Raw genomic sequence first — 26,709 nt, 5'->3', positions numbered from 1 at the left:
GAGCCTGCTCGCGATGACGGTTGCACATCCAACATCCCCGTAATCTGACTCACCGCTATCGCGAGCAGGCTCGCTCCCACAGGGTCTGGGGGTGTATGCAAAAACTGCGTACATCCAGGTCCAGTGTGGGAGCGGGCTTGCCCGCGAAGGCGCCCGTACATTCGCTACCGGATGAGCGTCGGTTTATAGTCGAAGGCCATGTCACGCTTCCAGGAAGGAGCCGTATGTCAGAGCCCACGATCACCATTGCCCGTTTCACTGAAGCCCATCTCGACGCAGTCACCGCGCTTTACAACGACCCCGCCGTTACCCGTCAGGTGCTACAGATGCCGTTCCAGTCCACCGAGGTGTGGCGCAAGCGTCTGGCAATGGATGATGAGCGCCATGTGAAACTGGTCGCGCTGCATCAGGGCACGGTCATTGGCAACCTGGGGCTGGAGCAGTACTCGCGTGTCCGTCGTGCCCACTGCGGCAGCCTCGGCATGGGCGTTGCCGTCGCCTGGCAAGGCAAGGGCGTGGGCTCGATGCTGCTGGCCGCCGCGTTGGAGGTGGCGGACAACTGGATGAACCTGCGTCGGGTGGAACTGACGGTATACGCCGACAACGAAGCCGCTGTCGGGCTGTACCGTAAATTCGGCTTCGAGACCGAAGGCCTGATGCGTGACTATGCCGTGCGTGACGGGCGCTGGGTCGACACCCTGGCCATGGCGCGGCTCCGTTGAGCAGGTTGTAGCAAGGCCGCGCTCCTCAGGGCCTGCCGATCAGTCTTCCAAGGCAAACGCCACCGCTGCTCGCGCATGCAGGTAGGTAGTGTCGAGCAGGGGCAGGGCGCTGTGCTCGGGTTTGATCAGCAGGCCGATTTCCGTGCAGCCCAGGATGATCGCCTCGGCACCACGGCGGGTCAGGGATTCGATGACCTGCTGGTAGACCTGGCGCGATGCCGGGTTGATCACGCCCACGCAGAGTTCGTCATAGATGATGCGGTGCACCGCCTGGCGTTCTTCTGCGTCGGGTACCAGCACGGTCAGCCCCTGGGCACTCAGCCGCTCCTTGAGAAAATCCTGCTCCATGGTGAACGCCGTGCCCAACAGGCCGACCGTCACGGTCCCCCCGTCGAGGGCGGCCTGGCCGGTGGGGTCGGCGATGTGCAGGAATGGAATCGAAATGGCCGACTGGATCTGCGCCGCCACCTTGTGCATGGTGTTGGTACACAGCACCACGCACTCGGCACCGCCGGCCTGGAGGCGTTGCGCGGCATCCACCAGGATGGCGGCGGCATCGTCCCAGCGCCCGGCGTGCTGGGCCTGCTCCACGGGGCCGAAATCCACGCTGTGCATCAGCAATTGTGCCGAGCGCAACGGCCCGAACCGGTCCCGTACCTGCTGGTTGATCAAGCGATAATATTCGGCGCTGGATTCCCAGCTCATGCCGCCGATAAGGCCGATGGTGCGCATTGGATGTCCTCGGGCAATGGCCTGTGTCGACAGGACAGGCCTGCCTGGAGTCTCCAATTGTTCAGAAGCGGATGCCAGAGGAAGATCAACTGTAACGCTCATCTTTGCGCCAGGTGTCATGGTATTGGGGCATGCCGGCGCTATCCCGAGAGCGACGGATAAACCTGAGCAGGCGCGTATTCGATCCATTGGCTATACCTGTAGTCCCGGCCCGTCTCATGTGGCTTACAGGAGTGACAGCATGAAACTCGCGTCAACGATCGGCACCGCATGCATCGTCTCGCTCGCCTTGGCGGGGTGCTCCAGCAAAGTCACTCAGCCGGATGAGTACTCCGGGTTCCTGGGGGATTACAGCCGGCTCAAGGAAGAAAAATCACCTTCGAGAGCCGAGGTGATGCGTTGGGTCGATCCGCAGATCGATCCGGGCAAATACACCCACCTCTATATCGAGCCGACGCAGCTGTACCCCAAGCCGCAGCCGACCGTGAAGATTCCCCAGGCCACCTTGTCCGGCATCACTGCGTATTACGACCAGGCCCTCAGGCGAGAAGCAGGCAAGTCCTTGCCCCTGGCGACCGCTCCAGGCCCGGGCGTATTGGTGATGCGTGCGGCCATCACCGCCGTTGGCAGCAAGACCGAGGGCCTGAAGCCTTATGAGGTGGTGCCGATTGCGCTGGTGGCGGCCGCAGTCAGTACCGCCAGCGGTATTCGCGACCAGGAAACCACGTTAGGCACCGAGGCGGTGTTCCTCGACGGTGGTAACAACGCGGTGGTCGCCCAGGTGGTACGCAAGGGCACGGGCAAGCCATTGTCCAACGACTCCCAGGTCATGAAACCGGATGATGTCAAAGGCGTCATCGACGGGTGGGCGGTAGACCTGCATCAGTCGCTCCTGAAGCTCAAGGGCAAGTAGCGATACCCAAGCGATGACTTTTTATGTCCAGCCATAGGTCGCGGCGGCATTTCATGGTTAACTCCGGCCTCGACCTTTTTCAAACATGTCAGAAGGAATTCGCTCATGGCTCAAGTCACCCTCAAAGGCAACCCGGTTCAAGTCAATGGCCAGTTGCCGCAAGCCGGTTCCAAGGCGCCAGCCTTTTCCCTGGTTGCCGGCAATCTGTCGGACGTTTCCCTGAAGGATTTCGCCGGCAAGCGCAAGGTGCTGAATATTTTCCCAAGCGTGGACACCCCGACCTGCGCCACGTCCGTGCGCAAGTTCAATGCCCAGGCCAACGAGCTGAGCAACACCGTGGTGCTGTGCATCTCCGCTGACCTGCCGTTCGCCCAGGCGCGTTTCTGCGGCGCCGAAGGCCTGGAGAACGTTCAGAACCTGTCCACTCTGCGTGGTGCCGAGTTCATCCAGAACTACGGCGTGGCCATTGCCGACGGCCCGCTGAAAGGCCTGACCGCTCGCGCCGTGGTCGTGCTGGACGAAAACGACACCGTGCTGCACAGCGAACTGGTCAAGGAAATCGCCGAAGAGCCGAACTACGACGCCGCGCTCGCTGTCCTGAAATAAGTGCTCTGATCGGAGTATTTATTACAATTGTTAACGGCCTGGACCTGTCCAGGCCGTTTTCTTTTGTACTTCAAACGCTTAGCCTGCCACGCGATACGTAAGCCCAAGGTAAATTGCCGGTAAAGGCGCTTTGCTAAATACCCGCCAGTGCTTATCGTTCAGCCTTCCATAAAAGATGCCCACGCGCCCAATGGTTGATCACTCCATGCAATCCTCTGCTCCCCGCAATTCCCGTCGCTGGCTGTTGAGCCTGTTCATCGTGCTGGTCGTCGCGGTGCTGGCCTGGAAATTCTGGCCCTCCGGCGCGGATCACAAGTCCACCACCGGGCAGAAGGCCGCCGCTGGGCACATGGGGCGTTCGGGCGGCATGCGGCCCGGGTTTGGCGGTGCGACGGGGCCGATCCCGGTTCGGGTGGCTGCCGCCGTCACCGGGGATTTCCCGTTGTATTACAAAGCGTTGGGAACGGTCACGGCGCTCAATACCATCAACGTGCGCAGCCGGGTCGGCGGCGAGCTGGTCAAGATCGCCTTCGAGGAAGGGCAGATGGTGAAGGCCGGGGACCTGCTGGCCGAGATCGATCCGCGTCCTTATCAGAATGCCTTGCTGCAGGCAGAGGGGACGTTGCTGCAGAACCAGGCCCAGTTGAAAAACGCCCAGGTCGATCTTGAACGCTATCGCGGCCTGTATGCCGAGGACAGCATTGCCAAGCAAACCCTCGACACCGCGGCCGCGCTGGTGGGGCAGTATCAGGGCACGGTCAAGACCAACCAGGCGGCAGTCAACGACGCCAGGCTCAACCTGGAGTTCACCAGGATCCGTGCGCCGATCTCCGGGCGCGTCGGCTTGCGGCAACTGGACATCGGCAACCTGGTGGCGGCCAACGACAGTACGGCCCTGGCGGTCATCACCCAGACCCAGCCCATCAACGTCGTGTTCACCCTGCCGGAAAACAACCTCGATACAGTGCTCGCCCGCTACCGCAGCGGCGCGAAGCTGCCCGTCGAAGCCTGGGACCGTGGCGATGTGAAACTCCAGGCCAGTGGCGTGTTGCAAAGCCTGGACAACCAGATCGACATCACCACCGGCACCCTGAAGTTCAAGGCCCGCTACGAGAACCGCGAGCAATCGCTGTTCCCCAATCAGTTCGTCAACGTGCGCCTATTGGCCGACACGCTCAAGGGGGTGGTCCTGGTGCCGACCGCCGCCATTCAGTTCGGCACCAACGGCACCTTCGTCTACGCCCTGGAAGGCGACAAGAAAGTCACCATCAAGCCGCTCAAGATTGGCGCCAGCGACGGCGAGCATACAGTGGTCACCGAAGGCCTGGCCGCCGGCGACCGGGTGGTGCTCGAAGGCACCGACCGCCTGAAGGAAGGCAGCGAGGTGGAAGTGGTCAACGACAGCCAGGAGGTGCCGACCACGCCGACCGAACACTTGCAGGGCAAGCCTGCGGCAGCCCCGGCTGAACCGACCGGGGCCGACAAGGCGAAAAAGGGCAGCGCATGAACCTCTCGCGGCTGTTCATCCTGCGTCCGGTGGCCACCACCCTGAGCATGCTGGCCATTGTCCTGGCCGGCCTGATCGCCTATCGGCTGCTGCCGGTGTCGGCCTTGCCTCAGGTCGACTATCCGACCATCCGCGTCATGACCCTGTACCCCGGCGCCAGCCCCGACGTGATGACCAGCGCCGTGACCGCGCCCCTGGAGCGGCAGTTCGGGCAGATGCCCGGCCTGACCCAGATGGCCTCCACCAGCTCCGGTGGCGCCTCGGTGATTACCCTGCGCTTCAACCTCGAGATCAACATGGACGTCGCGGAGCAGCAGGTGCAGGCGGCGATCAACGCGGCCACCAACCTGTTGCCGACCGACCTGCCGGCGCCGCCGGTGTACAACAAGGTCAACCCGGCCGACACCCCGGTGCTGACCCTGGCGATCACCTCCAAGACCATGCTGCTGCCCAAGCTCAACGATCTGGTCGATACGCGCATGGCGCAGAAGATTGCCCAGATCAGCGGCGTCGGCATGGTCACCGTCGCCGGCGGTCAGCGCCAGGCGGTACGGATCAAGGTCAACCCCGAAGCCCTGGCGGCCAACGGCCTCAATCTGGCGGACGTGCGTACCCTGATCGGCGCTTCCAACGTCAACCAGCCCAAGGGCAATTTCGACGGCGAGACCCGGGTGTCGATGCTCGATGCCAACGATCAGTTGACCTCGCCCAAGGACTACGCCGAGCTGATCCTGGCCTACGCCAACGGCGCACCATTGCGGCTCAAGGACGTGGCGCAGATCGTCGATGGCGCCGAGAACGAGCGCCTGGCCGCCTGGGCCAACGAGAACCAGGCCGTACTGCTGAACATCCAGCGCCAACCGGGGGCCAACGTCATTGAAGTGGTGGACCGGATCAAGGCGCTGTTGCCGAGCATTACCGACAACCTGCCGGCCGGCCTGGACGTCACCGTGCTCACCGACCGCACCCAGACCATCCGTGCTTCGGTCACCGACGTGCAGCATGAACTGCTGATCGCCATCGCCCTGGTGGTCATGGTGACGTTCCTGTTCCTGCGCCGTTTCAGCGCCACGATCATCCCGTCGGTGGCCGTGCCGCTGTCGCTGATCGGTACGTTCGGCGTGATGTACCTGGCGGGGTTCTCCATCAACAACCTGACGTTGATGGCCCTGACCATTGCCACCGGTTTCGTGGTGGACGATGCCATCGTCATGCTGGAGAACATCGCCCGTTTCATCGAGGAAGGCGACAGCCCGTTGCAGGCCGCGCTCAAGGGCGCGAAGCAGATCGGCTTCACGCTGATCTCCCTGACGCTGTCGCTGATTGCCGTGTTGATCCCGCTGTTGTTCATGGCTGATGTGGTGGGGCGGTTGTTCCGTGAGTTCGCCATCACCCTGGCCGTTGCGATCCTGATTTCCCTGGTGGTGTCCCTGACCCTGACGCCGATGATGTGCGCGCGCTTGCTCAAGCGTGAGCCGAAGGCGGATGAACAGGGGCGTTTTTACCGCGCCAGCGGGGCGTGGATCGATTGGCTGATCGCCGCCTATGGTCGCAAGTTGCAATGGGTACTCAGGCATCAGCCGCTGACCCTGCTGGTGGCGGTCGGCAGCCTCGTGCTCACGGTGGTGTTGTACCTGGCCGTGCCCAAGGGGTTCTTCCCGGTGCAGGACACCGGGGTGATCCAGGGCATTTCCGAGGCGCCGCAGTCGATTTCCTTCGCCGCGATGAGCGAACGCCAGCAAGCACTGGCCAAGGTGATCCTCGCCGACCCGGCGGTGGAGAGCCTGTCTTCGTACATCGGCGTGGACGGCGACAACGCCACCCTCAACAGCGGCCGCCTGCTGATCAACCTCAAGCCCCACAGCGAACGGGATGACAGTGCCAGCGAAATCATCGCCCGCCTGCAGCCGCAACTGGATCGCCTGGTGGGTATCCGCCTGTTCATGCAACCGGTGCAGGACCTGACCATCGAGGACCGGGTCAGTCGCACCCAGTATCAGTTCAGCCTGTCGTCGCCGGACGCCGAATTGCTCACCCTGTGGAGCGGCCGCCTGGTGGAGGCCCTGGCCCACCAGCCGGAACTGACCGACGTCGCCAGCGACCTGCAGGACAAGGGACTCCAGGTCTACCTGGTGATCGATCGCGACGCTGCTTCACGCCTGGGCGTGTCGGTGTCGAACATCACCGATGCGCTGTATGACGCCTTTGGCCAGCGGCAGATTTCCACCATCTACACCCAGGCCAGCCAGTACCGGGTGGTGCTTCAGGCCCAGTCCGGGGAGAGGATTGGTCCCCAGGCCCTGGATCAGATTTACGTCAAGACCACCGATGGCGGGCAGGTGCGGCTGTCGAGCCTGGCCCGGGTCGAGGAGCGTCAGGCCCAGTTGGCGATTGCCCACATCGGCCAGTTCCCGGCAGTGATGATGTCCTTCAACCTCGCGCCGGGCGTGGCCCTCGGGCATGGGGTGGAGGTGATCGAGAAGGTCCAGCACGATATCGGCATGCCGGTGGGCGTGCAGACCGAGTTCCAGGGCGCGGCCCAGGCTTTCCAGGCTTCGCTGTCGAGCACCTTGCTGCTGATTCTGGCGGCGGTGGTGACCATGTACATCGTGCTCGGCGTGCTGTACGAGAGCTACATCCACCCGATCACGATCCTCTCGACCTTGCCCTCGGCGGCCATCGGCGCCTTGCTGGCGTTGATCCTCAGCGGCAACGACCTGGGCATGATCGCGATCATCGGCATCATCCTGCTGATCGGCATCGTCAAGAAGAACGCGATCATGATGATCGACTTCGCCCTCGATGCCGAGCGCAACCAGGGTGTCGATCCACAGACGGCGATCTATCAGGCTGCGTTGCTGCGTTTCCGGCCGATCCTGATGACGACCCTGGCGGCCCTGTTCGGCGCGGTACCTTTGATGCTCGCCACCGGCTCCGGCGCGGAACTGCGCCAGCCCCTGGGGCTGGTGATGGTGGGCGGGTTGCTGGTGAGCCAGGTGCTGACGCTCTTCACCACGCCTGTTATCTACCTGGCGTTCGATCGATTGGGACGGCGGTTTACTCGAACCGACACCAAAGAGGTGTCGGTATGACGGCGCGAGCTGCAAGCGGCAAGCTGCAAGCTGCAAGAGAAGAGCAAGGGCGGCGCATGCCTTTAGCTTGCAGCTTGAAGCTTGCTGCTTGGAGCTGCCCCCCATGAACCTCTCCGGTCCCTTCATCAAGCGTCCCGTCGCCACCATGCTGCTGAGCTTCGCCATCATGCTGCTCGGCGGTGTGTGCTTCGGCCTGTTGCCGGTTTCGCCGTTGCCGCAGATGGATTTTCCGGTGATCGTGGTCCAGGCCAACTTGCCGGGGGCCAGCCCGGAGGTGATGGCTTCGACGGTGGCGACGCCCCTCGAGCGGTCCTTCGGTGCCATCGCCGGGGTCAACACCATGAGCAGCCGCTCCAGCCAGGGCTCGACCCGGGTGATCCTGCAATTCGACCTGGACCGCGACATCAACGGTGCCGCGCGGGAAGTGCAAGCGGCCATCAACGCCTCGCGCAACCTGTTGCCCAGCGGTATGCGCAGCATGCCGACCTACAAGAAGGTCAACCCGTCCCAGGCGCCGGTCATGGTGCTGTCGCTGACCTCGGACGTATTGGAGAAAGGCCAGCTCTACGACCTGGCGTCCACCATCCTGTCCCAGAGCCTGTCCCAGGTGTCGGGTGTCGGCGAAGTGCAGATCGGTGGCAGTTCGTTGCCGGCGGTGCGCATCGAACTGGAACCGCAATTGCTCAACCAGTACGGCGTGGCCCTGGATGACGTGCGCAAGGCGATCGCCAACAGCAACGTGCGCCGGCCCAAGGGTTCGGTCGAGGACGACCGGCGCATGTGGCAGGTCCAGGCCAACGACCAGTTGGAGAAGGCCAAGGACTACGAAACGCTGATCATCCGTTACCAGGATGGCTCGGTACTGCGCCTCAAGGACGTGGCGAAGGTCGCCGACAGCGTCGAGGATCGTTACAACAGCGGCTTCTTCAATAACGATGCCGCGGTGCTGCTGGTGATCAATCGCCAGGCCGGCGCCAACATCATCGAGACGGTCAACGAAATCAAGGCGCAACTGCCGGCGTTGCAAGCGGTGCTGCCGGCCAGCGTCAAGCTCAACCTGGCGATGGACCGTTCCCCGGTGATCAAGGCGACCTTGCACGAAGCGGAAATGACTTTGCTGATTGCCGTGGCCCTGGTGGTACTGGTGGTGTTCCTGTTCCTCGGCAACTTCCGCGCTTCGCTGATCCCGACCCTGGCGGTACCGGTGTCGCTGGTGGGCACGTTCGCCGTGATGTACCTCTACGGGTTTTCCCTGAACAACCTGTCGCTGATGGCATTGATCCTTGCCACGGGATTGGTGGTGGATGACGCCATCGTCGTGCTGGAGAACATTTCCCGGCATATCGATGAAGGTGTACCGCCGATGAAGGCCGCGTACCTCGGTGCCAAGGAGGTGGGCTTTACCCTGTTGTCGATGAACGCTTCGCTGGTGGCGGTGTTCCTGTCGATCCTGTTCATGGGCGGCATCATCGAGAGCCTGTTCCGCGAATTCTCCATTACCCTGGCGGCGGCCATCGTGGTCTCGCTGCTGGTGTCCCTGACGCTCACGCCGATGCTCTGCTCGCGCTGGCTCAAGCCCCATGAGCCAGGCCAGGAAAACCGTCTGCAACGGGAGAGCCGGCGTATCAATGAGTGGATGGTTCGCGGTTATGCCACCAGCCTGGACTGGGTGTTGCGTCATCGACGCCTGACCTTGCTGAGCCTGTTGGTGACCATCGGGGTCAATGTCGCGTTATATGTAGTGGTGCCGAAGACCTTCATGCCACAGCAGGACACCGGTCAGTTGATCGGTTTCGTGCGCGGCGACGACGGCCTGTCGTTCAATGTGATGCAGCCGAAGATGGAGATCTTCCGCCGTGCCGTGCTCAAGGACGACGCGGTGCAGAGCGTGGCGGGCTTCATTGGCGGCAACAACGGCACCAACAACGCGTTCATGCTGGTGCGCCTCAAACCAATCAAGGAACGCAGCCTTTCCGCGCAGAAAGTCATCGAGCGCCTGCGCAAGGAAATGCCCAAGGTGCCTGGCGCCCAATTGATGTTGATGGCTGATCAGGACCTGCAATTCGGTGGCGGCCGCGAGCAGACCACCTCGCAATATTCCTACATCCTGCAAAGTGCCGACCTGGCGTCCCTGCGTGAGTGGTATCCCAAGCTCGTGGCAGCGTTCAGGACTTTGCCGGAGCTGACCGCCATCGATGCCCGTGACGGTGGCGGGGCGCAGCAGGTGACGCTGGTGGTGGACCGCGACCAGGCCAAGCGCCTGGGTATCGACATGGACATGGTCACCGCCGTGCTGAACAACGCCTACAGCCAGCGCCAGATCTCGACCATCTACGACAGCCTGAACCAGTATCAGGTGGTGATGGAGGTCAATCCCAAATACGCCCGCGACCCCAATACTCTGGAGCAGGTGCAAGTGATCACCGCCGACGGTGCGCGGGTGCCGCTGTCGGCCATCGCCCATTATGAGAACAGCCTGGAGGACGACCGGGTCAGCCATGAAGGTCAGTTCGCTTCCGAGAGCATCTCCTTCGACATGGCTGAGGGGGTGACGGTAGAGCAGGGCACCACCGCCATCGAACGGACCATTGCCAAGCTCGGCATGCCCGAGGATGTGATCGTGAAAATGGCCGGCACCGCCGACGCCTTCGCGGCGACCCAGAAGAGCCAGCCGTTCATGATCCTCGGGGCATTGCTGGCGGTGTACCTGGTGCTGGGTGTGCTGTACGAAAGCTACATTCATCCGCTGACCATCCTGTCCACCTTGCCGTCGGCCGGGGTCGGCGCGCTGCTGTCGATCTATGTGCTGGGCGGGGAGTTCAGCCTGATTTCCCTGCTGGGACTGTTCCTGCTGATTGGCGTGGTGAAGAAGAACGCGATCCTGATGATCGACCTGGCCTTGCAACTGGAGCGGGGTGGGCAGGCACCGCTGGAGTCGATCCGCAGCGCCTGCCTGCTGCGCTTGCGGCCGATCCTGATGACCACCCTGGCGGCCATCCTCGGTGCCGTGCCCCTGCTGATCGGCGGCGCCGAAGGTTCGGAGATGCGCCAGCCATTGGGCCTGACCATCATCGGCGGGCTGGTGTTCAGCCAGGTTCTGACGCTCTACACCACGCCGGTGGTTTACCTCTATCTCGACAAGCTGCGCCATCGCTTCAACCGCTGGCGTGGCGTGCGCACCGATGCTGCCCTGGAAACTCCGCTATGACCGACCGTTCGTTCTTCAATCTTGTCGCGCCGCTGGCGACCGCCCGTGGCTCGCGGGCGCTGAGCCTGGTGCTGTGCGTGGCGATGCTCAGCGCCTGCGCCATCGGCCCGGATTACCAACGTCCGCAGGCCGCCGCGCCGGCGCAGTACAAGGAAGCCCAGGGTTGGCGTCAGGCCAATCCCAGCGACGCCCTGGCCCGTGGTGCCTGGTGGGAGCTGTACGGGGACGCGCAGCTCAATGGCCTGGTGGAAAAGCTCAACACGTCCAACCAGACCGTGGCCCAGGCCGAAGCCCAGTACCGTCAGGCCCAGGCCTTGGCGCGCAGTGCCCGGGGGGCGTTTTTCCCCTCGGTGGACCTGACCGTCGGCAAGAACCGCTCCAGCCAGGGCACCGGTAGCAGCAGTTCAAGCCTGAGCAGTTCGGCCAGCGGTATCCGCGACACCTACAGCGCCCAGGCCGGGGTCAGTTGGGAAGCCGACGTCTGGGGCAAGCTGCGGCGCACCCTGGAGGCCAATGAGGCCAGCGCCCAGGCCAGTTTCGCCGACCTGGCCGCCATGCGCCTGAGCCAGCAATCGGAGCTGGTGCAGAATTACCTGCAATTGCGGGTGATCGACGAACAGAAACGTCTGCTGCAGGCCACCCTGGAGAACTATCAGCGTTCGCTGAAGATGACCGAAAACCAGTACCGCGCCGGGGTGTCCGGCAAGGACGCAGTGGCCCAGGCGCAAAACCAGCTCAAGACCACCCAGGGCGACCTGATCGATTTGATCTGGCAACGGGCCCAGTTCGAAAACGCCATCGCCGTGCTGATGGGCTTGCCTCCGGCCGAGTTCAGCCTGGCGGAAACCCAGGCTATCCCGTCGTTGCCACAAATCCCGGTGGCGCTGCCGTCGCAACTGCTCGAACGCCGTCCGGACATCGCCTCGGCGGAGCGCTCGGTGATGGCCGCCAACGCCAATATCGGCGTGGCCAAGGCGGCGTATTACCCGGACCTGACCCTGAGCCTGAGTGGCGGCTACAGCAGCAGTACCTACGACAACTGGATCAGCGTGCCGAATCGCTTCTGGTCGGTGGGGCCGCAACTGGCCATGACGCTGTTCGACGGCGGCCAGCGTTCGGCGGAAGTCGACCGCAGCGTCGCGGCCTACGACCAAACCGTCGCCACCTATCGCCAGACCGTGCTCGACGGGTTCCGCGAGGTGGAAAACTACATGATCCAGCTCAAGGTGCTGGAAGATGAAGCCCGCGTGCGCCAGGAAGCCCTCGACGCCGCGCGCGAATCCTTGCGCCTGACCCAGAACCAGTACAAGGCCGGGCTGATTGCCTACCTCGACGTGGTGACCGTCCAGGCCACCGCCCTGAGCAACGAGCGTAGTGTGCTGAGCCTGCAGCAGAGCCGGTTGATCGCCAGCGTGCAGTTGATCGCGGCGTTGGGCGGGGGCTGGGATGGGCAGGTGGAGACGGACGAGTGATCAAAGATCGCAGTGGGAGATAGTTCTGGAGAACAACTGTGGGAGCAAAGCTTGCTCGCGATAGCTGTGGACCAGCCTCCCAGGATGTTGAGGCTGCCGACCCCATCGCGAGCAAGCTTTGCTCCCACAGATTCAAGTTCCATGGCCCAGTGACTGCCCATCGTTTTCAATCATGCAGCAAGTCCTGCTTTTGGCCGATGCACTGCCTACGACCTGTCGCAATCGCTTGTTATAGTTCAAGCCTCTTCTTCAGCCGGTAAAGGATCACTGCCATGTCGCAATACCAAGCGTTCAACGTTGAACTTGCAGACAACATCGCCCATGTGCAGATCAATCGCCCGGACAAGATCAATGCGATGAACGCCGCGTTCTGGAGCGAGATCGTCGAGATATTCCAGTGGATCGACGATACCGACGAAGTGCGGGTCGTGGTCCTGAGTGGTGCCGGCAAGCATTTTTCCTCAGGCATCGACCTGATGATGCTGGCCGGCGTGGCCAATGAGCTGGGCAAGGACGTCGGCCGCAATGCCCGCCTGCTGCGGCGCAAGATCCTGGAGCTGCAAGCCTCGTTCAACGCCGTGGACAACTGCCGCAAGCCGGTGCTCGCGGCGGTCCAGGGCTATTGCCTGGGCGGCGCCATCGACCTGATCAGCGCCTGCGACATGCGCTACGCCGCCGAAGACGCCCAGTTCTCCATCAAGGAAATCGATATCGGCATGGCCGCCGATGTTGGCACATTGCAACGCTTGCCCCGGATCATCGGGGACGGCATGCTGCGTGAACTCGCTTATACGGGGCGCACATTCGGTGCCGATGAAGCGCGCAGTATCGGCCTGGTCAATCGCGTCTACAGCGACACCGCCAGCCTGCTCGACGGCGTCATGGGCATTGCCCGGGAAATCGCCGCCAAGTCGCCGATCGCGATCGCCGGCACCAAGGAAATGATCAGCTACATGCGCGACCACCGCATCGACGACGGGCTGGAATACGTCGCTACCTGGAACGCCGCCATGTTGCAATCGGCCGACTTGCGCGTGGCCATGACCGCCCATATGAGCAAACAGAAACCCGAATTTCTGGATTGACTGACCATGATTTCACGCTGGACCACCGCAGTACTCGACACCGATCTTCCCGGCGGCTGGGCCGTGGCCCGCAGCCCGGAGGGCTTCCTGTTCGATGACAACGGCGCGCTGTTTCCCCGCCAATGGCTCAAGCGCCAGGACCTGCCGGTCCTCGCCGAACATGGCATCGGCCACCTGGATGGCGAGGCGGTCTACCTGCTGGAGTTGCACGCCTCGCAGGACATTCCCGGTTGCAACTGGAAAGGCCTGCGGGCCTTCATGCTCGAGGACGATCACACCCTGTTCAAAGTGCTGGGCTATGCGGCGCAGATCGGCACTTGGGCCCGTGAGCACCGGTTTTGCGGCAGTTGTGGCAAGTGCATGAGCCAGATTCCGCTGGAGCGGGCGATGTATTGCGATGTCTGCGACCTGCGGCACTACCCGCGGCTTTCGCCGAGCATGATCGTGCTGATCACCCGCGGCGATGAAGTCCTGCTGGCCCGTTCGCCCCGCTTCGTCACTGGGGTCTATAGCACCCTGGCCGGGTTTGCCGAACCGGGTGAGTCGGCCGAGGATTGCCTGGTTCGCGAAGTGCGCGAGGAAGTCAGCATCGAAGTGAAGAACATCCAGTACATGGGCAGCCAGTGCTGGCCGTTCCCGCATTCGATGATGCTGGGCTTCCACGCCGAATACGCCGGGGGCGACATCGTGTGTCAGGAGGATGAAATCGAGGACGCCCAGTGGTTCAGCGTCCACGACTTGCCACCGTTGCCGGCTTCGCGCTCCATCGCGCGTTACCTGATCGACCTTTATGTGGCGCGGCGCTTAGGCCACGTTGAACCAGTGCTGCCAGGCTAGGCGCACGGTCAGGCCCAGCACCACGGTGATGAACACCGGCCGGATGAACTTCGCTCCGCCACTGATGGCGGTGCGGGCACCGAAGAACGCGCCGATCATCACCGAGAGGCCCATGCACAGGCCGATGATCCAGTCCACTTGCCCCGAGAACATGAACACCACCAGCGCCGCGATGTTGCTGACGAAGTTCATGCTGCGGGCCACGCCGCTGGCCTTGACCAGGTCGATGGGGTAGAGCAGCAGGCTGCTGACGGTCCAGAACGCGCCCGTGCCGGGGCCGGCCACGCCGTCATAGAAACCCAGGGCAAAACCCTGGGGTGATTGCCAGGTCTTCTTGATCGGCGCGTCGCTGTCCAGCGGCGCCTTCGGCGTACCGCCGAACAACAGGTACAGGCCACAGGCGAAGACGATCACCGGCAGCATCTTGTTCAGCCATTCGGCCGGCAGGTAATGGGCGACGATGGCACCGCTCAAGGCACCGACCAGCGTGCCGACCAACGCATGGGTCCACTGCCTCGGATCGAACAGCTTGCGCTTGTAGAAGGTGAAGCTGGCCGTAGCCGAGCCGAAGGTCGCGCTGAGCTTGTTGGTTCCCAGGACCAGGTGAGGCGGCAGGCCGGCGGTCAGCAGCGCCGGGGTGGTCAGCAAGCCACCGCCACCAGCGATGGCATCGATGAAACCGGCCAGGAACGCGACAACGGTCAGAATGGCGAGGGTGGTGAGGTCAACGCTGAGTTCAAAAGGCATGGGAAAGGCTTATTCGGCAGGTCGCAGAAGGGCTGCGGGGAAGGCCGGTATGTTACCCATAATGGCTCTGGGCTGCGACTCTGGTGTGAGGGCGTCGGGCAGTCGTTGGCGAGGGAGCTTGCTCTTCTTGGGCTGTGTAGCTGCCCCCTCGTCATAGCTTGATCACTCTGGCCGAAACACTGCGCGTAAACAGTTTTCGCGTTTATCCTTGAACATCGCATAACCCTCGACCGACTGTTCCAGCCCCATGGGATGAGTCAGCAGGTAGGACGGGTCTAGCTGGCCGTTCCGGATGTAGTCGAACAGTCGCGTCACATAGCGCTGTCCCGGTTGTTGCCCTGAGCGCAGGGTCAGGGACTTATTGACGATGGCGCCCATCGGAAACTTGTCCAGCAGGCCGCCATACACCCCGACCACCGATACCGTGCCGCCCTTGCGACAGGCTCGGATCGACTGGCGCAGCACCGTCCCGCGCTCGGTGTGCAGGCGCATCATCTGCTTGGTCTTGTCGTAGTAATAATCGACCTCGGTGCCGTGGGCTTCCATGCCCACGCAGTCGATGCAGCGATCCGGACCGCGGCCGCCGGTCAGCTCCAGCAGGGCGGCATGCACGTCGGTGGTTTCGTAGTTGAGGGCAATCGCACCGGCCTTTTCCTCGGCCAGGCGCAAGCGGTCGGGGAAGCGGTCGATGGCGATCACCCGCTCGGCCCCCAGCAGGTAGGCGCTGGAAATCGCCATCAAGCCGACGCCGCCGCAACCCCAGACAGCTACGGTGTCACCGGGTTGGATATTGGCGTTGTCGGCCGCAAAAAAACCGGTAGGCACCGCGTCAGAGACGAATACCGCCTGTTCATCGCTGACGCCTTCGGGGATGGTGAACAGGTTGACATCGGCGAAGGGCACGCGGATGTAAGTGGCATGACTGCCGGCAAAACCGCCAAAGGCGTGGCTGTAGCCGATGATGCCGCACGCCGGCTGACCGTAGGCGATGTCCGTGGCACTGGGATTGGGATTGGAGTTGTCGCAGCAGGAAAAATCCGCGCGCTGGCAGTGCTCGCATGCACCGCAACCGAGGATCGACACGGTAACGACCCGGTCGCCTTTCTTGAGTTGTGTAATGGCCGAACCGGTTTCCACCACCTCGCCCATGAACTCATGGCCGATGATGTCGCCAGCTTGCATGGTTGGCACGTAGCCGCCCAGCAGGTGCAGGTCCGAACCGCATACTGACGACAACGTTACCCGCACGATGGCGTCCCGGGGACTGAGAATGGACGGATCATCGACGGTTTCGACTTGCAGCTTGTTGGGGCCTTGCCAGGTCAGTGCGCGCATCAGGCAGTTCCTCCATTGAGAGGCGTGGATGACGGATCGGTCGATGCAGAGGTGGCGGAACTTGGCGGGTGGATGAACAGGAGATCCTTCTCGCCATGGGGCCGGATCCTGTTGGTAATCACTTCGCCGGTTTCCAGTTGTTGCTTGATGCTACGCAGCAGGTACAGCAAGGCTTTGTCCGAGAACTTGGAAATGGCCGCGGCCAAGGCATAGCCGGCAGCCCCGAAAGAGGGCTGGCAGGCGACGATGATCTTGATCTGCGTGCCTCGGCCCGTCGGTGCATCGCTGAAATGCATCTGGATATCGTGCTTGAACCGGGTGCCCGGTGCGGCCAGCCAGTGCAACTTGCGGCCTTCCTTGGGTTCACTCTGTTCGAGATCACAGTGCAAGGTCTTGTCCCTCGGTCCATGGGCTACCCAACGGTAGGTACGCTCGCCGGTCTGCTCGATGGTATCCACCCAGGGCACCAGGGCCCCCAGGTTGGCCGGGTTGCGGCAAAACGCGAAGACTTCCTCCCGGGGTTTGCCGATCGTGATGCTGCGGGAGATCACTTTGCTTGAATCCCAACCCCGATCCTGCTCGAAAGCCCGCTCGAACGGGCTGTGGGTCAGTGCTTGCTTGACCCTGCACGAGCCGGAGTAAGCGCGCCAGGTCGCACAAGCCCCCAGCAGGACTTGCGGCCAACCCCTGAGTCCGCCCTGGCGCAACCCGTTGGCAATCAGCAGGGTGCCGGCCAGCAGCGATACCGCACGCTCCGGTGTACCCAGATTGGGACGCGACGGACTCGGCACCGCAGCCCGGCTCGCGACCAGTGGTGGACGTTCAGTCATGATGGTTTTCCTTATCAATCGAAGGCGACATAAGGAATGAGCCGCCGCGCCTGTGGTTGTTCCATCGACGTTTCGGGTTTCCGATGAGGAGGTTCCCTGCCGGATGTATGGCTGCGGGATCGAGAAGAGAAAGGCCGCCAGCCGGACGATTTTTTTTTGAAATCAAGGGGTTGTCAGCTTTGGCAAATGAGTACATAATTGCGCCCATCGAATGCGTTGAGGTGTAAAAAACTTCAATGTTTTCAAGGAGATAGCGCTGAGCAAGCGGTTTTCTTCCGACCAGGTAAGTACACGGTTGATGCGGTTTGATTGCATCAGGCGTTTTGAGGCCGAATAGCAAAATGGTTATGCAGTGGATTGCAAATCCACCTACGCCGGTTCGATTCCGACTTCGGCCTCCACTATAAAAAAGCTCTGTAGATCTATGATTTACAGAGCTTTTTTCTTTATGGGGTAATGAGGCTTTTGTCTTGAAAAGGACCTGGGCAACCTTGCTTCGTCGGGGCGGGATGTATATATTTCGTCCCTCTGCTGCACCGGCCTCGATGCTGTCGGTTCCTCTGATCCGCCGCTTCACGAGGCTTGACCGCGCTACCGCCCGAATGGCGAAACTGGTAGACGCATGGGACTTAAAATCCCCCGCTCGTAAGGGCGTGCCGGTTCGATTCCGGCTTCGGGCACCATTTAAATTCAAGGGTTTGCAAGCGAAAGCTAATGCAAACCCTTGATTTTTTCCGGTCCGCTATTTTGATGCCGGTCCGCAATTCACTTCGTTGGTGATACCTTTTTGCCTTTCCGATTGCGGATGTATTGCTCTGTCATGACAACGGTCGTATGCCCAAGTTGATCCTTGGCCTGCATAATGTCTCCGCTGGATTCCGCCTTGTCCGTGCCTGCCTTGGCGCGCAAATCTCGCATCTGGAACTCAGGCTTGGAAACCCCAGCCGCTTCCCGGGCGATATCAAATCTCCTCCGCAACATTGCCGCCGTCATCGGTGAGCCATCCTCAGCAACGATCAGCCGCGTCGAGCGGACCTTGTGACCAGCCTTTCTGGCCATGATTCGACCAATCAATACCTCCAGTTCACCGCTGATTTCAATGCGCCGCTTCGCTTTGGTTTTCCCTTGGGTTACCCAGATCTGCCCGTTGCGGACATCCCGCTCGTCCATTAATCGGGTATCAGTCACGCGCTGGCCGGTCAGGTAGGCCAAGTCCATTGCGTCTTGCAGACCTACGTCAGCCTTGTCATGCACCCGCTTGAACAGCTCGTCTTCGACGTAGGTGTCTCTTCCCGTCTCCTTGTTGCCCTTGATACCTGCGCAGGGGTTCGCCAGCGCCGTATAGCCCTTGTCCCTGGCGTAGTTCCAGATCGCGCTCAGCAGCGCTTTTTCACGGTTGGCCCGGACCGGGGCGGATTTTCGCCAGGTCAGGTACTGTCGAACGTGCAGCGGTTCTATTGTTTCGAGCGGCGCCGGTGGATCATCGAAGAAGGCGATCAGGTTTTTCAGCTCACGCTTGTTATCAGCCTGGGTCGCCGTGCTCTTTGTCGGGACAACATCCACCATATATTTTTCAGCGACATACCGGAACGTGATGACCTTCGATACCAGGTCTGTAGCGGTGCGATCGCGTTCGAGCTTTGCGTATTCCATAATCGCAAGCCCGTAGTCGCTGCCCAGCGGGATTTCCCGACGGCCTTTGCCGCCGGTGTCGTAATAGTAGTAAACCCGGCCGCTGGCCTTTTTCCGTTCGCGCAGTCGCGCTATCGATCCTGGCTTGCTTGGTCGTCTTCCCATGTCAACTGGCCTTACGTGGCGTCCATACGGGTTTTTCTGATTCGAACATACCTACCGCAGTCACGGCCTGGGCCGTTACGCTGGGCCAGCCGCTGACCTTGATCGTATGTCTGATGCCATTTTTTTTCAGGTTGAGGATCTGGCCAGCCTTGGTCCGCGCGCCGGTGAGCTCGCAAACCTCCTCATGGGACAGAAACTGGATGCTCATGCGATGCTCCATGCCGCGCGTGGCGGCAGAAGGTGTTGATGGATCAGGCCAGGTCGGCCAGCGAGAAGACGATGCCCCGGCAATATTTGTCGACGTCGTCCAGCACTTCGAATGTGGCGTGGGGGATATCGGTCTTGTACGTCCAGGAGTAGCCCGGCTCTTTACACCACAGCGCCTCGATTGGCCTGGCCTTGGCCTTCCGCTGGAAATACTGTTCCAGCTCGTCGTCATCATCGATGCTGTCCCGGTCGGGTAGCACGCCCAGGGCATCCACCAGAGCGGTTCCTCCGTCGTAGCAGCCGATCTCTTCCGGGGCTGTGCCTTCGAACTCCATCAGGTCGTCGCTGGCGCCGTAGACAATCACCAATCCTGAGTCCTTTGCGATCTGGATCAGATCCTTGTGGATGCGGCAGGGGTAGGCGATTCCGCTAATGCGGTCGGCAAGGTCTTCTTTGTTCATGGCATAGCTCCGCCCGCCGTTTACCGGCAGGCTTCAGTTGAAGGGATGGGTTACATCACAGTGGCTAGATATGCCTCAGCAATCTGCTGTCGCTGTTCTTGGCGTTGGCGTAGAGTTATCAGAGCCTTTTTGAAAAGGCGGTTGGTCCAACGGTCGCAATCACGGAAAAATTGATTTCTTGACCGACGGGTTGTGATATGGGCAGCGGCGACTATCGATTCAGCAAACTTACTCATGAGGTGTTCCTCGTTGGTGGTCGAGGCTCAATGGTCAATGCTTGCAACTGTCGGTTTCCCGACTATTTCAATCCACCGTGTTCATGGCCTCGGCCCCCTATATACAAGCCAGGCCATGTAGAGCAGGGGGAGGATCATGGCTTGCTCTCCTGGGTTATCGCGCCCGTGATGATCGCCTCGATGGTGTCGCAGTATCGATAGATGTCCTGAACGTGGCCCTGTCCGCTGACTCCGTCGCGCAACGTTGGGCGGATATTTCCGTCGACCTGGGCGGCGATGGACTGGATGGCCTTGCGCAGCACCTCGTTCTCGGCCTTGAGCTGATGAGCCAAGTGCCATGGCGTCCAGTAGCCGTCATTCATCGGGACAGCCAGCGGCTGCTGGGGACCATTCCAACGCAGCCCGTAGCGTGGTAGACCTTCTCCGTCCGGCGGGCGCGGCGGATACCCAGGCACCAAACCCTTAAGTTGGTCGCGTTCGGCCAGCAGCGCCTGAGCGTGGCTGTAGAACTGACGACGGGTCAAATCGCTGTGCATAGCCAGCGTGTAGGGCTGACCGATAACCCCTTTGGTCATAATGCTCATGACATCCCCAATGCAGCAGAGAGGATGAGAAGGCCCCACAGGATTGCGCTGAGGGCCAGGGCTTTGGGGATCATGGGCTCACTCCCTCAGCCTTGTGCTTGATGAGCCGCCATTTGGTGTTGTTGCGCTGGCTTCGATCAGACTCGACCAGGCCGTCACGCTCCATCCTTTCCAGTTCGCGGCGGATCTCAGGAGTGTCGCGGGCGCCCGAAACGTGAAACTTGAACCACCAGGTGCAGAACCAATCATTCCGGGGGTCGATTGCGCCGCTCATATAGGTAGTGATTCGCTGGCGGAGGGTCATGGGGTCACCTGCCTGCTGACATTCCTCACATCTTCAGCAGTGACTGTGTACTGAGCGACGTCCTTAACTGTGAAAAAGTCCGGCTGGCAAAATTTGCGTGCCCAGGCTTTCAGCGGCTCGAGCGCGGTCTCAAGATCTCTTGATGCCTCCCCCCTCAGGAGGGGATAGTCTTCTACCCATTCGCCCGCATCGCTGGATGCAGCGTTATCCCACATGATTTCAGTGATCTGGTTCGCATCAGGCAGGAAGCCCGCCGGATCGTCCTTGCATTCCGTGGCTCGGTAGATTTTGTCGCCTACGGCCAGCCCGTTGCCGAGTCCAGGGCCAAAGCTTGTACCGTCCTCAGCGCTTCCATAGTTATCGCGGATCAGATCGGTCAGGGCGGTGTAATCCCATGATCCGCTCTCGCCATTCAGTGACCATCGTTGTTTGGCTTGCTTTTCCATTGGGCAATACCTGTTCCATCCCGCCGCATGGGCAGGCTTGATAGGGGAAGGGGTTAGGGCTTGGCGTGAATTTCGAGAAGGTGTTCGACTTGGTTGGACATCTGCCCGCCATCTTGCGCGGCCTCAACAAGTTCAAGCGCCCAGTCTTCGAGCCAGTTGTGTGGCACGCCGATAATCTGGGTGTCAGGCGCGTCGGAGCAGTCCAGCGGCCAAGCCCTGAGAACCTTGTCCCCTTTGTAAGTCATCAGGGGTTTACCGGTTTCCTTGTCAGTCCATTTACCGTCAGCGTCCAGCAGAGCGAATGTCAGTACCACGTCGCGCTCGCCATCCCAGTTGTCGATGTGGCGCACCGCGTAGAGGCCCGGCTTGTAGGCTGGAGGCTTACTTTCCATGGCGGGCTCTGCGCTGGCGAATAGGGCGGCGCGCGCAACGGAACCATCTTCGATGAAATCGGGCTCGTCACCGCACCAAAGAATATTCAGCGGCTCGCCGCTCACGGTGTCCCAGTTCCCGCTTTCGAAGTGGTAGTGCTCGCGCTCAGCGTAAAACTTCAAGGCCTGTTCCAGCTCGTCGATGCGCTGGTCTGCCGCGGTCAGGCGCTGTTGCAGGGCTTCACGCTCGGCGATGAGTCGCGGAACCTCACCCTCGGCTGTTGCAAGCTTGGTATCGCGTTGGCGTTCGTCAAAACGCCGCTGCGCTTCATCGTCGCCACTCAAGCACCCGCAACGATGTGGGTGTGCCGTGTAATAGATATGACAGAGGCGGTCGGGGTAGGGTGGTGGTTCGGTCGCTTTGTTTTCTGTGGGCATGGGGAAGCCTATGGAGTAAATTTGGCCATTTTTGGGGGGCACTTATGAGTTGGTTTGAACTTGATGCTGAAGGAAGTGAATATGCAGGAGTTATCCAACATGAAGTAAGCAAGGCAGTAACTTTAAATGGACTGGAGATTCCGCCGAAAATTGAAATAGTCAGCGAGCCAGATCCGGGTGTTATGCTCATTGGTATTGCATCTATTCTGTCAAGTTTGGTTATCGGTTTTTTTACATATAGAGTTCAGAAGAATCAAATACGAGCGAACGCAGCGTCGCTCCGGAACGTATGGATGGAGCAGCTTCGAGTCGCTTCGGCTGAGTTTCTCCAGTGTGTAGCTATAGTTATAAATCTGCTCGATCAAGAAGAGTTCTCTTCAGAAGATGTTGCAATGATGATGTCTAAGAAGCGAGATGCGCTCTTTCTCCAAATTAAAATAAAGCTTTATGTCGGCACTAAAAGTGATTTGGCAAAAGAAATTAATAGCCTTTCATCTGGGATATTGGTTGATATTAATTCATTCGAGGAGGGTGAGTTTTCCTCGTCAGGTCTCAGGGATGAGCTAAGCCGCCTTGAAAATTTAATAGTGGAGCAAATTGAAAAAGCATGGGGGCAAGCGAAAAAAGACCTTAGCCTACCGGCGGACAAGTGATCTAGTGCCGTTGCAAAATTCGCCGAGGCCGGCGAACAAATTGATTGCAGTGGGCATTTGCTTCCTATGCCGGGCCATGCCCGGGCGGTGGAGTAGGGGAGTTACGCTGCTTCGGCTTGGAGATCGGCAACGCGCCACGGGTCATTGGCGCGGGCGAGGGCTGCCATCGGCGGTGGGCTGACGCTGTTGCCGCACATGTGCACCTGCTGGGTCTTGGTGAAAGGCTTGCCGTCGGCGCCGTGGCTGATGATGTAATCGGCCGGGAAGCCCTGAGCCTTGTACAGCTCGGACGGCTTCAGCATCCGCAGGCAGATGTCGACGATCACGTAAGGCGTGCCCTTCACCATCACGGTGACCATGGCCAGGCGATCCTTGGTGGTGATCGTCGGCGCCGGTGCATCGCAGGCGCTGATGTTTTCGGTGCCGTAGTAGCTGATCAGGAAAGCCGCGACTCGCAGGGCACTGGCTTCGTGCTCTGGCGAGAGAGTCAGCGACACCAGGGAGCTTTTCCCGCCACCGCCGGCGGTGATGGTGGGGGCGGGCTCTTCCAGGCCTTGGCCTACGCTGGCGCCGAATGCACGTTCCATGAATGCGCTCACCAACCCGTGGTGCTGGCCGCCGGCGCTCACTGTGTGTAGCGGGTCGCTGACGTCGCGTGCATCGCAGTTGCCACGCAAGTGCACCAGGTTGGCGGACACCAGTTGCTGCTGGCTGCCGGTGTTGGTCACCGTCGTCAGCGGTTCATCCATGCCCTTGGCGTCGGTGGTGTTGAAGCCCCCATTCATCTGAGCCATGAAGGCGGTGGCAACCGCCCGGTGGTTCTGTGTCATCAGCGCGCCCACCGGCTGATCAATGCCCACCGGCTTGCCTGAGTACTCCGGGCCACCAGCCCCAACCATCAGCGGACTGATCAGCGTCAGCTCACCGCGGTTGGCGCAGGTCACAGTGGGAAGCGGCTCCATCGGATCGTTCACCCGGACGCTGCCCTGGTGTGTAGCCGGCGCGATCACCGAGCTTGCCATGGCGAACGATCCGCCGCGTGGCCAACTGGTGACTGTGCGCAGGGGCTCGTCGGCCGATTGCACCGTCTCACCGGACCAATTCGCGATCGGCACAATGAACGGCGCCGGGTTGTCGATGACGAACTTCTTCATGCCCTTGGCAACTCGGCGCAGGGTGGCCGGGGCCAGGTCCTTCTTGCGACCGAAGATGCTTTTGCCGAGATCGCTGAAGTCGATGCAGTCGGCGGCTGTCTTCCACTTCTGCTGACCCTTGACCGGGTTCTTCGCATGGGTGGGCTCCGGCCACACGATCGGCTGGCCATCGCAGCGGGCTATCATGAACAGGCGTTCCCGGCTGGTGGGTGCGCCGAAGTCACAGGCTTTGATCACCTTCCACTCGACGACATAGCCCATGCCTTCCAGCAGGGCGACGAAACGGCGCCAGGTCCGGCCACGTCGCTTGGGGTCTGGCACCAAGTACTGCTGCTCGACGGGCACGCGTTCGCCAAATTCAGCAACCGTGCCATCGAGCTTCACAACTCGGCCCGTTGTTCTGCAGCGCTTGGCAATGAGAGGTCCCCACTGAAGAATCTGCTTAACATTTTCCAGGCTGAGTACCCGGGGCTTCTTCTTTCCGCTCCACTTCAGTCCAATCCATGAAAGGCTGCGAATCTCGCGCTTGCGTGGCTGGCCGGCGGAGGCCTGCGTAAAGTGCGTGCAGTCCGGCGACATATGGAACCAGCCAACCGGCCGGCCGCCGCATTCCGTATCCGGATCACCCTCGAAGACATCGGTGGTGAAGTGCCGGGCGGCCGGATGGTTGACGGTGTGCATGCTGATAGCGGTGGGGCTGTGGTTCTTCGCCACGGCCACCGCACGGCCCAGGCCCATCTCCAGGCCGGTACCGGCGCCGCCACCACCACAGAAGAAGTCGACGACGATCTCATCATCCTGGGGGTTAAAGCCGAGTCCATACTGGGTTTTGAAATCGAAGGGGTGTCTCTTCTGGTGAGCGGGCATGAGAAGTCCTCGCCCCCTGCATTCGCTGGAGGCCAATTTGGTGATTAACTAAGCGGGGGGAGTACCGTTTCTGAAGGGAGCATGTAATGAAATTGGAAAAGTTTCTTGAATCGTCGCTTTGGGCCCTATGGTGGTTGGTTGTTGGTGGCGCTGCGTTTTGGGTAATCGTAGGATCTATTGGATTTTTTAGTAGGAATGGATGGCTGCCTAATGAAGCCTCAGGGTGGGCACAGGCAGTCGGCGCAGGTATTGCAATTATCACAGCGGCCTATATTCCGATGTGGCATGCAAAAGTTGCTACAATTGTTAAGCAAAAAAACTTGCTTGGGGTTATGCGTGTCTTGTCAGACGAGGCTCTCGAAAAGCTTTGGCTACTTTCAAACTCATTTTTGAAGTTAGAGAACGCTCCCAGAATGATGCGAGATTATCTTTATTATAAGCGTGACCAAGATTGGTCGGGCTTGTTCGATGCGGTGAATAAAATTCCAATTGCTGAGCTACCACCGGAAAGTGCGAGGACGCTTGGCTACCTTCGAGACGCAGTTGAATTTGGGCAACGTGTGGCAGGAGAGCTCCCATTATGGGCTGGAAGAGGCTACGCCCAGCCTGACATGTTAGTTGCACTCAGAGCAAAGCGAGACTTGCTCGCGATTGCTCGTGCGAGCCTACCTCACATAAATGGTGTAACCGTGGACGGAAAAGTTGACGCTCAAAAACGCGGCGAGCCATACGAGTTACATAGACCTATGCTGGAACCTTACAGCATAAACGGGGTAAAAGTTTTCAGATATTACATATGGAACGCGAATGAAGATGACTGTCCTGTAGGAGCGATAGTACAGTGCTTGTTTCCTGTGGGGCGCTATGAATGCAAGGCGGAGTACATTCAGGGATTCCATTGGAAATCTATGCGACAGGCAGAAAATGAGGTCGAGAAATTTGCTTCAGATTCAATAGGCTTAGATAACGATTGGACTGAATTTTTTCTGCGCGGAGGTTAAGGTCCTGCCTCCCTGGTACGAGGAAGCAGGGCGCGGGGCATTGGGAGTGATCAGGCGGTGGCACGCCTGAGTTGTTCGGTGAGCTGGGTTGGGAGGCCGCGCAGGGTCAGCGTTCCCCCGGCCGCATCGAACTCGATTTTCGAACCGAGAAGGTGCTGCTCAAAACTAATCGATAGGCCTTCTGCCCGGCCTGTGAAGCGCCGGAATTTGTTGAGGGTCTTCTTGTCAGCCGGCAGCGTGTCGGAAAGCCCGTAATCGGAAGCCTTGATGAAGTCGGCGAATGCCTTGGGTTGGCCCTCATCGATCACTTCCGACAGCTCAGCCAGAGTAATCGGTTCGCCAAGCTTGGCCTGGGCCATCGCGTAGCTGACCAGTGTCTGGGTCTTTTCGCGGGCGGATTCTTCTGGCAGATCCTCGCTTTCAACGAAGTCGCTGAACGCCTTGAGTAAGGTCCGCGTTTCGCCAGGGCCGTCGATTCCTTCCTGGCAACCGATGAAGTCGCGGAAGTAATCAGTCAGCCGGCGGCCCTGCTTGCCCTTCAGGTAGGAGATGTACTGCTTCGACTGCCGGTTGTTCTGCCATTCGCTGATGTTGATGCGTGTGGCCAGGCGGATATGATCCAGGTCCAGGTGCTTCATGGTCATAAGGCGCAGCTCTTCGGTCATGGTCACCGCTTCGGTTTCCTGCACCAAGGCGATGGCCAAGTACTCGGTCATGCCTTGCTGGTAGTGGCAGAAGAGGGCGTGCCCGCCGGTGGTGAGGTTCGACTCTTCCATCAACTTGGTCAGGTGCTCGACGGCAATGATGCTGAACGAGAGGAAGTCGCTCCCACCGGCCAGGTACGTGCCCAGCCACCCACTGAGCGGGAAGGCGCCCGATTCGGCTTGGAAGAATCCCCAGCCCTTGCCCGCAGCAGCGTTGTAGGTTTCGTTGAGCTGCTGGATCAGATCGTCCCGTGCCGGGCTGTCGACCTGCTCGTTGCTGGCGAAGTGCAGGACGGCGGGGTTACCGTCGGGCTTTTTATCGATCTTGTGAATCACGCTGTGAAGAACAGGCATTGCGATTACCTCAGGTAGGCGCCGCCCTCCGTGACCGGTGGTGGCA

Annotated in this window: 24 protein-coding genes and 2 tRNA genes; 13 read left to right on the top strand and 13 right to left on the bottom strand. The window is 60.6% G+C overall.

Annotation, left to right across the window (positions count from 1 at the left end):
• Positions 1-224: 224 nt before the first annotated feature.
• Positions 225-722 (top strand): GNAT family N-acetyltransferase, encoded by a 498-nt coding sequence (locus N005_RS01565; protein ID WP_047698788.1) that lies wholly within the window; start codon positions 225-227, stop codon positions 720-722.
• A gap of 39 nt (positions 723-761) precedes the next feature.
• Here the strand turns inward: N005_RS01565 and N005_RS01560 are convergent, their stop codons facing one another.
• Positions 762-1,454 carry an aspartate/glutamate racemase family protein gene (locus N005_RS01560; protein ID WP_047698785.1) on the bottom strand — a complete coding sequence of 231 codons (693 nt, stop codon included), beginning with the start codon at positions 1,452-1,454 and terminating at the stop codon, positions 762-764.
• 241 nt (positions 1,455-1,695) lie between these two features.
• On the opposite strand from N005_RS01560, the gene N005_RS01555 reads away from it, so the two are divergent.
• The 8 genes from N005_RS01555 to nudC all read left to right on the top strand — a co-directional run bounded on the left by N005_RS01555 (position 1,696) and on the right by nudC (position 14,174).
• Positions 1,696-2,367: a DUF3313 domain-containing protein gene (locus N005_RS01555; RefSeq protein WP_047698783.1), complete on the top strand. Its 672-nt coding sequence runs from the start codon at positions 1,696-1,698 to the stop codon at positions 2,365-2,367.
• A 105-nt stretch (positions 2,368-2,472) separates the two neighbouring features.
• Positions 2,473-2,973: a thiol peroxidase gene (gene tpx, locus N005_RS01550; RefSeq protein ID WP_047698781.1), complete on the top strand. Its 501-nt coding sequence runs from the start codon at positions 2,473-2,475 to the stop codon at positions 2,971-2,973.
• A 190-nt stretch (positions 2,974-3,163) separates the two neighbouring features.
• The gene (locus N005_RS01545; RefSeq protein WP_047698779.1) at positions 3,164-4,480 is read left to right on the top strand and encodes an MdtA/MuxA family multidrug efflux RND transporter periplasmic adaptor subunit; all 1,317 of its coding nucleotides are present in this window, start codon (positions 3,164-3,166) and stop codon (positions 4,478-4,480) included.
• A complete protein-coding gene (locus tag N005_RS01540; protein WP_047698775.1) occupies positions 4,477-7,572 on the top strand; it encodes an MdtB/MuxB family multidrug efflux RND transporter permease subunit in 3,096 nt (1,031 codons plus the stop codon). The genes N005_RS01545 and N005_RS01540 overlap by 4 nt, the downstream gene beginning before the upstream one ends.
• 103 nt (positions 7,573-7,675) lie before the next feature.
• Positions 7,676-10,780, top strand: a complete 3,105-nt coding sequence (locus N005_RS01535; protein WP_047698774.1) for an efflux RND transporter permease subunit — start codon at positions 7,676-7,678, stop codon at positions 10,778-10,780.
• The gene (locus tag N005_RS01530; protein ID WP_047698772.1) at positions 10,777-12,252 is read left to right on the top strand and encodes an efflux transporter outer membrane subunit; all 1,476 of its coding nucleotides are present in this window, start codon (positions 10,777-10,779) and stop codon (positions 12,250-12,252) included. The genes N005_RS01535 and N005_RS01530 overlap by 4 nt, the downstream gene beginning before the upstream one ends.
• Positions 12,253-12,524: 272 nt before the next feature.
• Complete coding sequence (locus N005_RS01525) at positions 12,525-13,337, top strand: crotonase/enoyl-CoA hydratase family protein (protein ID WP_047698771.1); 813 nt, start codon at positions 12,525-12,527, stop codon at positions 13,335-13,337.
• Between the two features lie 6 nt (positions 13,338-13,343).
• A complete protein-coding gene (nudC, locus tag N005_RS01520) occupies positions 13,344-14,174 on the top strand; it encodes an NAD(+) diphosphatase (protein WP_047698768.1) in 831 nt (276 codons plus the stop codon).
• Here nudC and N005_RS01515 read toward each other — a convergent pair.
• The 3 genes from N005_RS01515 to N005_RS01505 all read right to left on the bottom strand — a co-directional run bounded on the left by N005_RS01515 (position 14,142) and on the right by N005_RS01505 (position 17,086).
• Complete coding sequence (locus N005_RS01515) at positions 14,142-14,921, bottom strand: TSUP family transporter (RefSeq protein WP_047698766.1); 780 nt, start codon at positions 14,919-14,921, stop codon at positions 14,142-14,144. The two genes, nudC and N005_RS01515, sit on opposite strands and share 33 nt — an antisense overlap.
• A gap of 162 nt (positions 14,922-15,083) precedes the next feature.
• Positions 15,084-16,256 carry a zinc-dependent alcohol dehydrogenase gene (locus N005_RS01510; protein ID WP_047698764.1) on the bottom strand — a complete coding sequence of 391 codons (1,173 nt, stop codon included), beginning with the start codon at positions 16,254-16,256 and terminating at the stop codon, positions 15,084-15,086.
• A complete protein-coding gene (locus tag N005_RS01505; RefSeq protein ID WP_052126345.1) occupies positions 16,256-17,086 on the bottom strand; it encodes an SRPBCC family protein in 831 nt (276 codons plus the stop codon). The genes N005_RS01510 and N005_RS01505 overlap by 1 nt, the downstream gene beginning before the upstream one ends.
• A gap of 327 nt (positions 17,087-17,413) precedes the next feature.
• Between N005_RS01505 and N005_RS01500 the strand changes: the two genes are divergently transcribed.
• Together N005_RS01500 and N005_RS01495 are read left to right on the top strand one after the other, a co-directional pair.
• Positions 17,414-17,487 (top strand) — tRNA-Cys (locus N005_RS01500).
• A gap of 195 nt (positions 17,488-17,682) precedes the next feature.
• A tRNA-Leu gene (locus N005_RS01495) sits at positions 17,683-17,769 on the top strand.
• Between the two features lie 82 nt (positions 17,770-17,851).
• On the opposite strand, the gene N005_RS01490 is transcribed toward N005_RS01495, so the two are convergent.
• The 7 genes from N005_RS01490 to N005_RS29610 all read right to left on the bottom strand — a co-directional run bounded on the left by N005_RS01490 (position 17,852) and on the right by N005_RS29610 (position 21,837).
• Positions 17,852-18,883 (bottom strand): site-specific integrase, encoded by a 1,032-nt coding sequence (locus N005_RS01490; protein WP_047698763.1) that lies wholly within the window; start codon positions 18,881-18,883, stop codon positions 17,852-17,854.
• A gap of 1 nt (position 18,884) precedes the next feature.
• Complete coding sequence (locus N005_RS01485) at positions 18,885-19,091, bottom strand: DUF4224 domain-containing protein (protein WP_047698760.1); 207 nt, start codon at positions 19,089-19,091, stop codon at positions 18,885-18,887.
• 43 nt (positions 19,092-19,134) lie between these two features.
• Complete coding sequence (locus N005_RS01480) at positions 19,135-19,551, bottom strand: hypothetical protein (RefSeq protein ID WP_047698758.1); 417 nt, start codon at positions 19,549-19,551, stop codon at positions 19,135-19,137.
• A gap of 370 nt (positions 19,552-19,921) precedes the next feature.
• Positions 19,922-20,371: a hypothetical protein gene (locus N005_RS29520; RefSeq protein ID WP_197678625.1), complete on the bottom strand. Its 450-nt coding sequence runs from the start codon at positions 20,369-20,371 to the stop codon at positions 19,922-19,924.
• Positions 20,372-20,441: 70 nt separating this feature from the next.
• Positions 20,442-20,675, bottom strand: coding sequence for a hypothetical protein (locus N005_RS01470; protein ID WP_047698752.1), 234 nt, complete (start codon positions 20,673-20,675; stop codon positions 20,442-20,444).
• On the bottom strand, positions 20,672-21,121 hold the full coding sequence (locus tag N005_RS01465; RefSeq protein ID WP_052126344.1) for a hypothetical protein: 450 nt from the start codon (positions 21,119-21,121) through the stop codon (positions 20,672-20,674). The genes N005_RS01470 and N005_RS01465 overlap by 4 nt, the downstream gene beginning before the upstream one ends.
• A gap of 53 nt (positions 21,122-21,174) precedes the next feature.
• On the bottom strand, positions 21,175-21,837 hold the full coding sequence (locus N005_RS29610; protein ID WP_052126343.1) for a hypothetical protein: 663 nt from the start codon (positions 21,835-21,837) through the stop codon (positions 21,175-21,177).
• A gap of 137 nt (positions 21,838-21,974) precedes the next feature.
• On the opposite strand from N005_RS29610, the gene N005_RS01455 reads away from it, so the two are divergent.
• The gene (locus tag N005_RS01455; RefSeq protein ID WP_047698750.1) at positions 21,975-22,583 is read left to right on the top strand and encodes a hypothetical protein; all 609 of its coding nucleotides are present in this window, start codon (positions 21,975-21,977) and stop codon (positions 22,581-22,583) included.
• Between the two features lie 101 nt (positions 22,584-22,684).
• On the opposite strand, the gene N005_RS01450 is transcribed toward N005_RS01455, so the two are convergent.
• The gene (locus N005_RS01450; protein ID WP_047698748.1) at positions 22,685-24,604 is read right to left on the bottom strand and encodes a DNA cytosine methyltransferase; all 1,920 of its coding nucleotides are present in this window, start codon (positions 24,602-24,604) and stop codon (positions 22,685-22,687) included.
• A gap of 86 nt (positions 24,605-24,690) precedes the next feature.
• On the opposite strand from N005_RS01450, the gene N005_RS01445 reads away from it, so the two are divergent.
• A complete protein-coding gene (locus tag N005_RS01445) occupies positions 24,691-25,605 on the top strand; it encodes a hypothetical protein (RefSeq protein WP_047698746.1) in 915 nt (304 codons plus the stop codon).
• Positions 25,606-25,655: 50 nt separating this feature from the next.
• Here N005_RS01445 and yejK read toward each other — a convergent pair whose 3' ends face one another.
• On the bottom strand, positions 25,656-26,663 hold the full coding sequence (gene yejK, locus N005_RS01440) for a nucleoid-associated protein YejK (protein ID WP_047698742.1): 1,008 nt from the start codon (positions 26,661-26,663) through the stop codon (positions 25,656-25,658).
• Positions 26,664-26,709: the final 46 nt, after the last annotated feature.

It is taken from the genome of Pseudomonas mediterranea CFBP 5447, from assembly GCF_000774145.1.
GTDB lineage: Bacteria > Pseudomonadota > Gammaproteobacteria > Pseudomonadales > Pseudomonadaceae > Aquipseudomonas > Aquipseudomonas mediterranea.
This window is presented reverse-complemented; position numbering and strand designations above follow the sequence as displayed.

What these genes read in the sequence shown, in the direction of transcription:
- N005_RS01565 (WP_047698788.1), top strand. Translation starts at nt 225, where the DNA reads ATGTCAGAGCCCACGATCACCATTGCCCGTTTCACTGAAGCCCATCTC.
- N005_RS01560 (WP_047698785.1), bottom strand. Translation starts at nt 1,454, where the DNA reads ATGCGCACCATCGGCCTTATCGGCGGCATGAGCTGGGAATCCAGCGCC.
- N005_RS01555 (WP_047698783.1), top strand. Translation starts at nt 1,696, where the DNA reads ATGAAACTCGCGTCAACGATCGGCACCGCATGCATCGTCTCGCTCGCC.
- tpx (WP_047698781.1), top strand. Translation starts at nt 2,473, where the DNA reads ATGGCTCAAGTCACCCTCAAAGGCAACCCGGTTCAAGTCAATGGCCAG.
- N005_RS01545 (WP_047698779.1), top strand. Translation starts at nt 3,164, where the DNA reads ATGGTTGATCACTCCATGCAATCCTCTGCTCCCCGCAATTCCCGTCGC.
- N005_RS01540 (WP_047698775.1), top strand. Translation starts at nt 4,477, where the DNA reads ATGAACCTCTCGCGGCTGTTCATCCTGCGTCCGGTGGCCACCACCCTG.
- N005_RS01535 (WP_047698774.1), top strand. Translation starts at nt 7,676, where the DNA reads ATGAACCTCTCCGGTCCCTTCATCAAGCGTCCCGTCGCCACCATGCTG.
- N005_RS01530 (WP_047698772.1), top strand. Translation starts at nt 10,777, where the DNA reads ATGACCGACCGTTCGTTCTTCAATCTTGTCGCGCCGCTGGCGACCGCC.
- N005_RS01525 (WP_047698771.1), top strand. Translation starts at nt 12,525, where the DNA reads ATGTCGCAATACCAAGCGTTCAACGTTGAACTTGCAGACAACATCGCC.
- nudC (WP_047698768.1), top strand. Translation starts at nt 13,344, where the DNA reads ATGATTTCACGCTGGACCACCGCAGTACTCGACACCGATCTTCCCGGC.
- N005_RS01515 (WP_047698766.1), bottom strand. Translation starts at nt 14,921, where the DNA reads ATGCCTTTTGAACTCAGCGTTGACCTCACCACCCTCGCCATTCTGACC.
- N005_RS01510 (WP_047698764.1), bottom strand. Translation starts at nt 16,256, where the DNA reads ATGCGCGCACTGACCTGGCAAGGCCCCAACAAGCTGCAAGTCGAAACC.
- N005_RS01505 (WP_052126345.1), bottom strand. Translation starts at nt 17,086, where the DNA reads ATGACTGAACGTCCACCACTGGTCGCGAGCCGGGCTGCGGTGCCGAGT.
- N005_RS01490 (WP_047698763.1), bottom strand. Translation starts at nt 18,883, where the DNA reads ATGGGAAGACGACCAAGCAAGCCAGGATCGATAGCGCGACTGCGCGAA.
- N005_RS01485 (WP_047698760.1), bottom strand. Translation starts at nt 19,091, where the DNA reads ATGAGCATCCAGTTTCTGTCCCATGAGGAGGTTTGCGAGCTCACCGGC.
- N005_RS01480 (WP_047698758.1), bottom strand. Translation starts at nt 19,551, where the DNA reads ATGAACAAAGAAGACCTTGCCGACCGCATTAGCGGAATCGCCTACCCC.
- N005_RS29520 (WP_197678625.1), bottom strand. Translation starts at nt 20,371, where the DNA reads ATGAGCATTATGACCAAAGGGGTTATCGGTCAGCCCTACACGCTGGCT.
- N005_RS01470 (WP_047698752.1), bottom strand. Translation starts at nt 20,675, where the DNA reads ATGACCCTCCGCCAGCGAATCACTACCTATATGAGCGGCGCAATCGAC.
- N005_RS01465 (WP_052126344.1), bottom strand. Translation starts at nt 21,121, where the DNA reads ATGGAAAAGCAAGCCAAACAACGATGGTCACTGAATGGCGAGAGCGGA.
- N005_RS01455 (WP_047698750.1), top strand. Translation starts at nt 21,975, where the DNA reads ATGAGTTGGTTTGAACTTGATGCTGAAGGAAGTGAATATGCAGGAGTT.
- N005_RS01450 (WP_047698748.1), bottom strand. Translation starts at nt 24,604, where the DNA reads ATGCCCGCTCACCAGAAGAGACACCCCTTCGATTTCAAAACCCAGTAT.
- N005_RS01445 (WP_047698746.1), top strand. Translation starts at nt 24,691, where the DNA reads ATGAAATTGGAAAAGTTTCTTGAATCGTCGCTTTGGGCCCTATGGTGG.
- yejK (WP_047698742.1), bottom strand. Translation starts at nt 26,663, where the DNA reads ATGCCTGTTCTTCACAGCGTGATTCACAAGATCGATAAAAAGCCCGAC.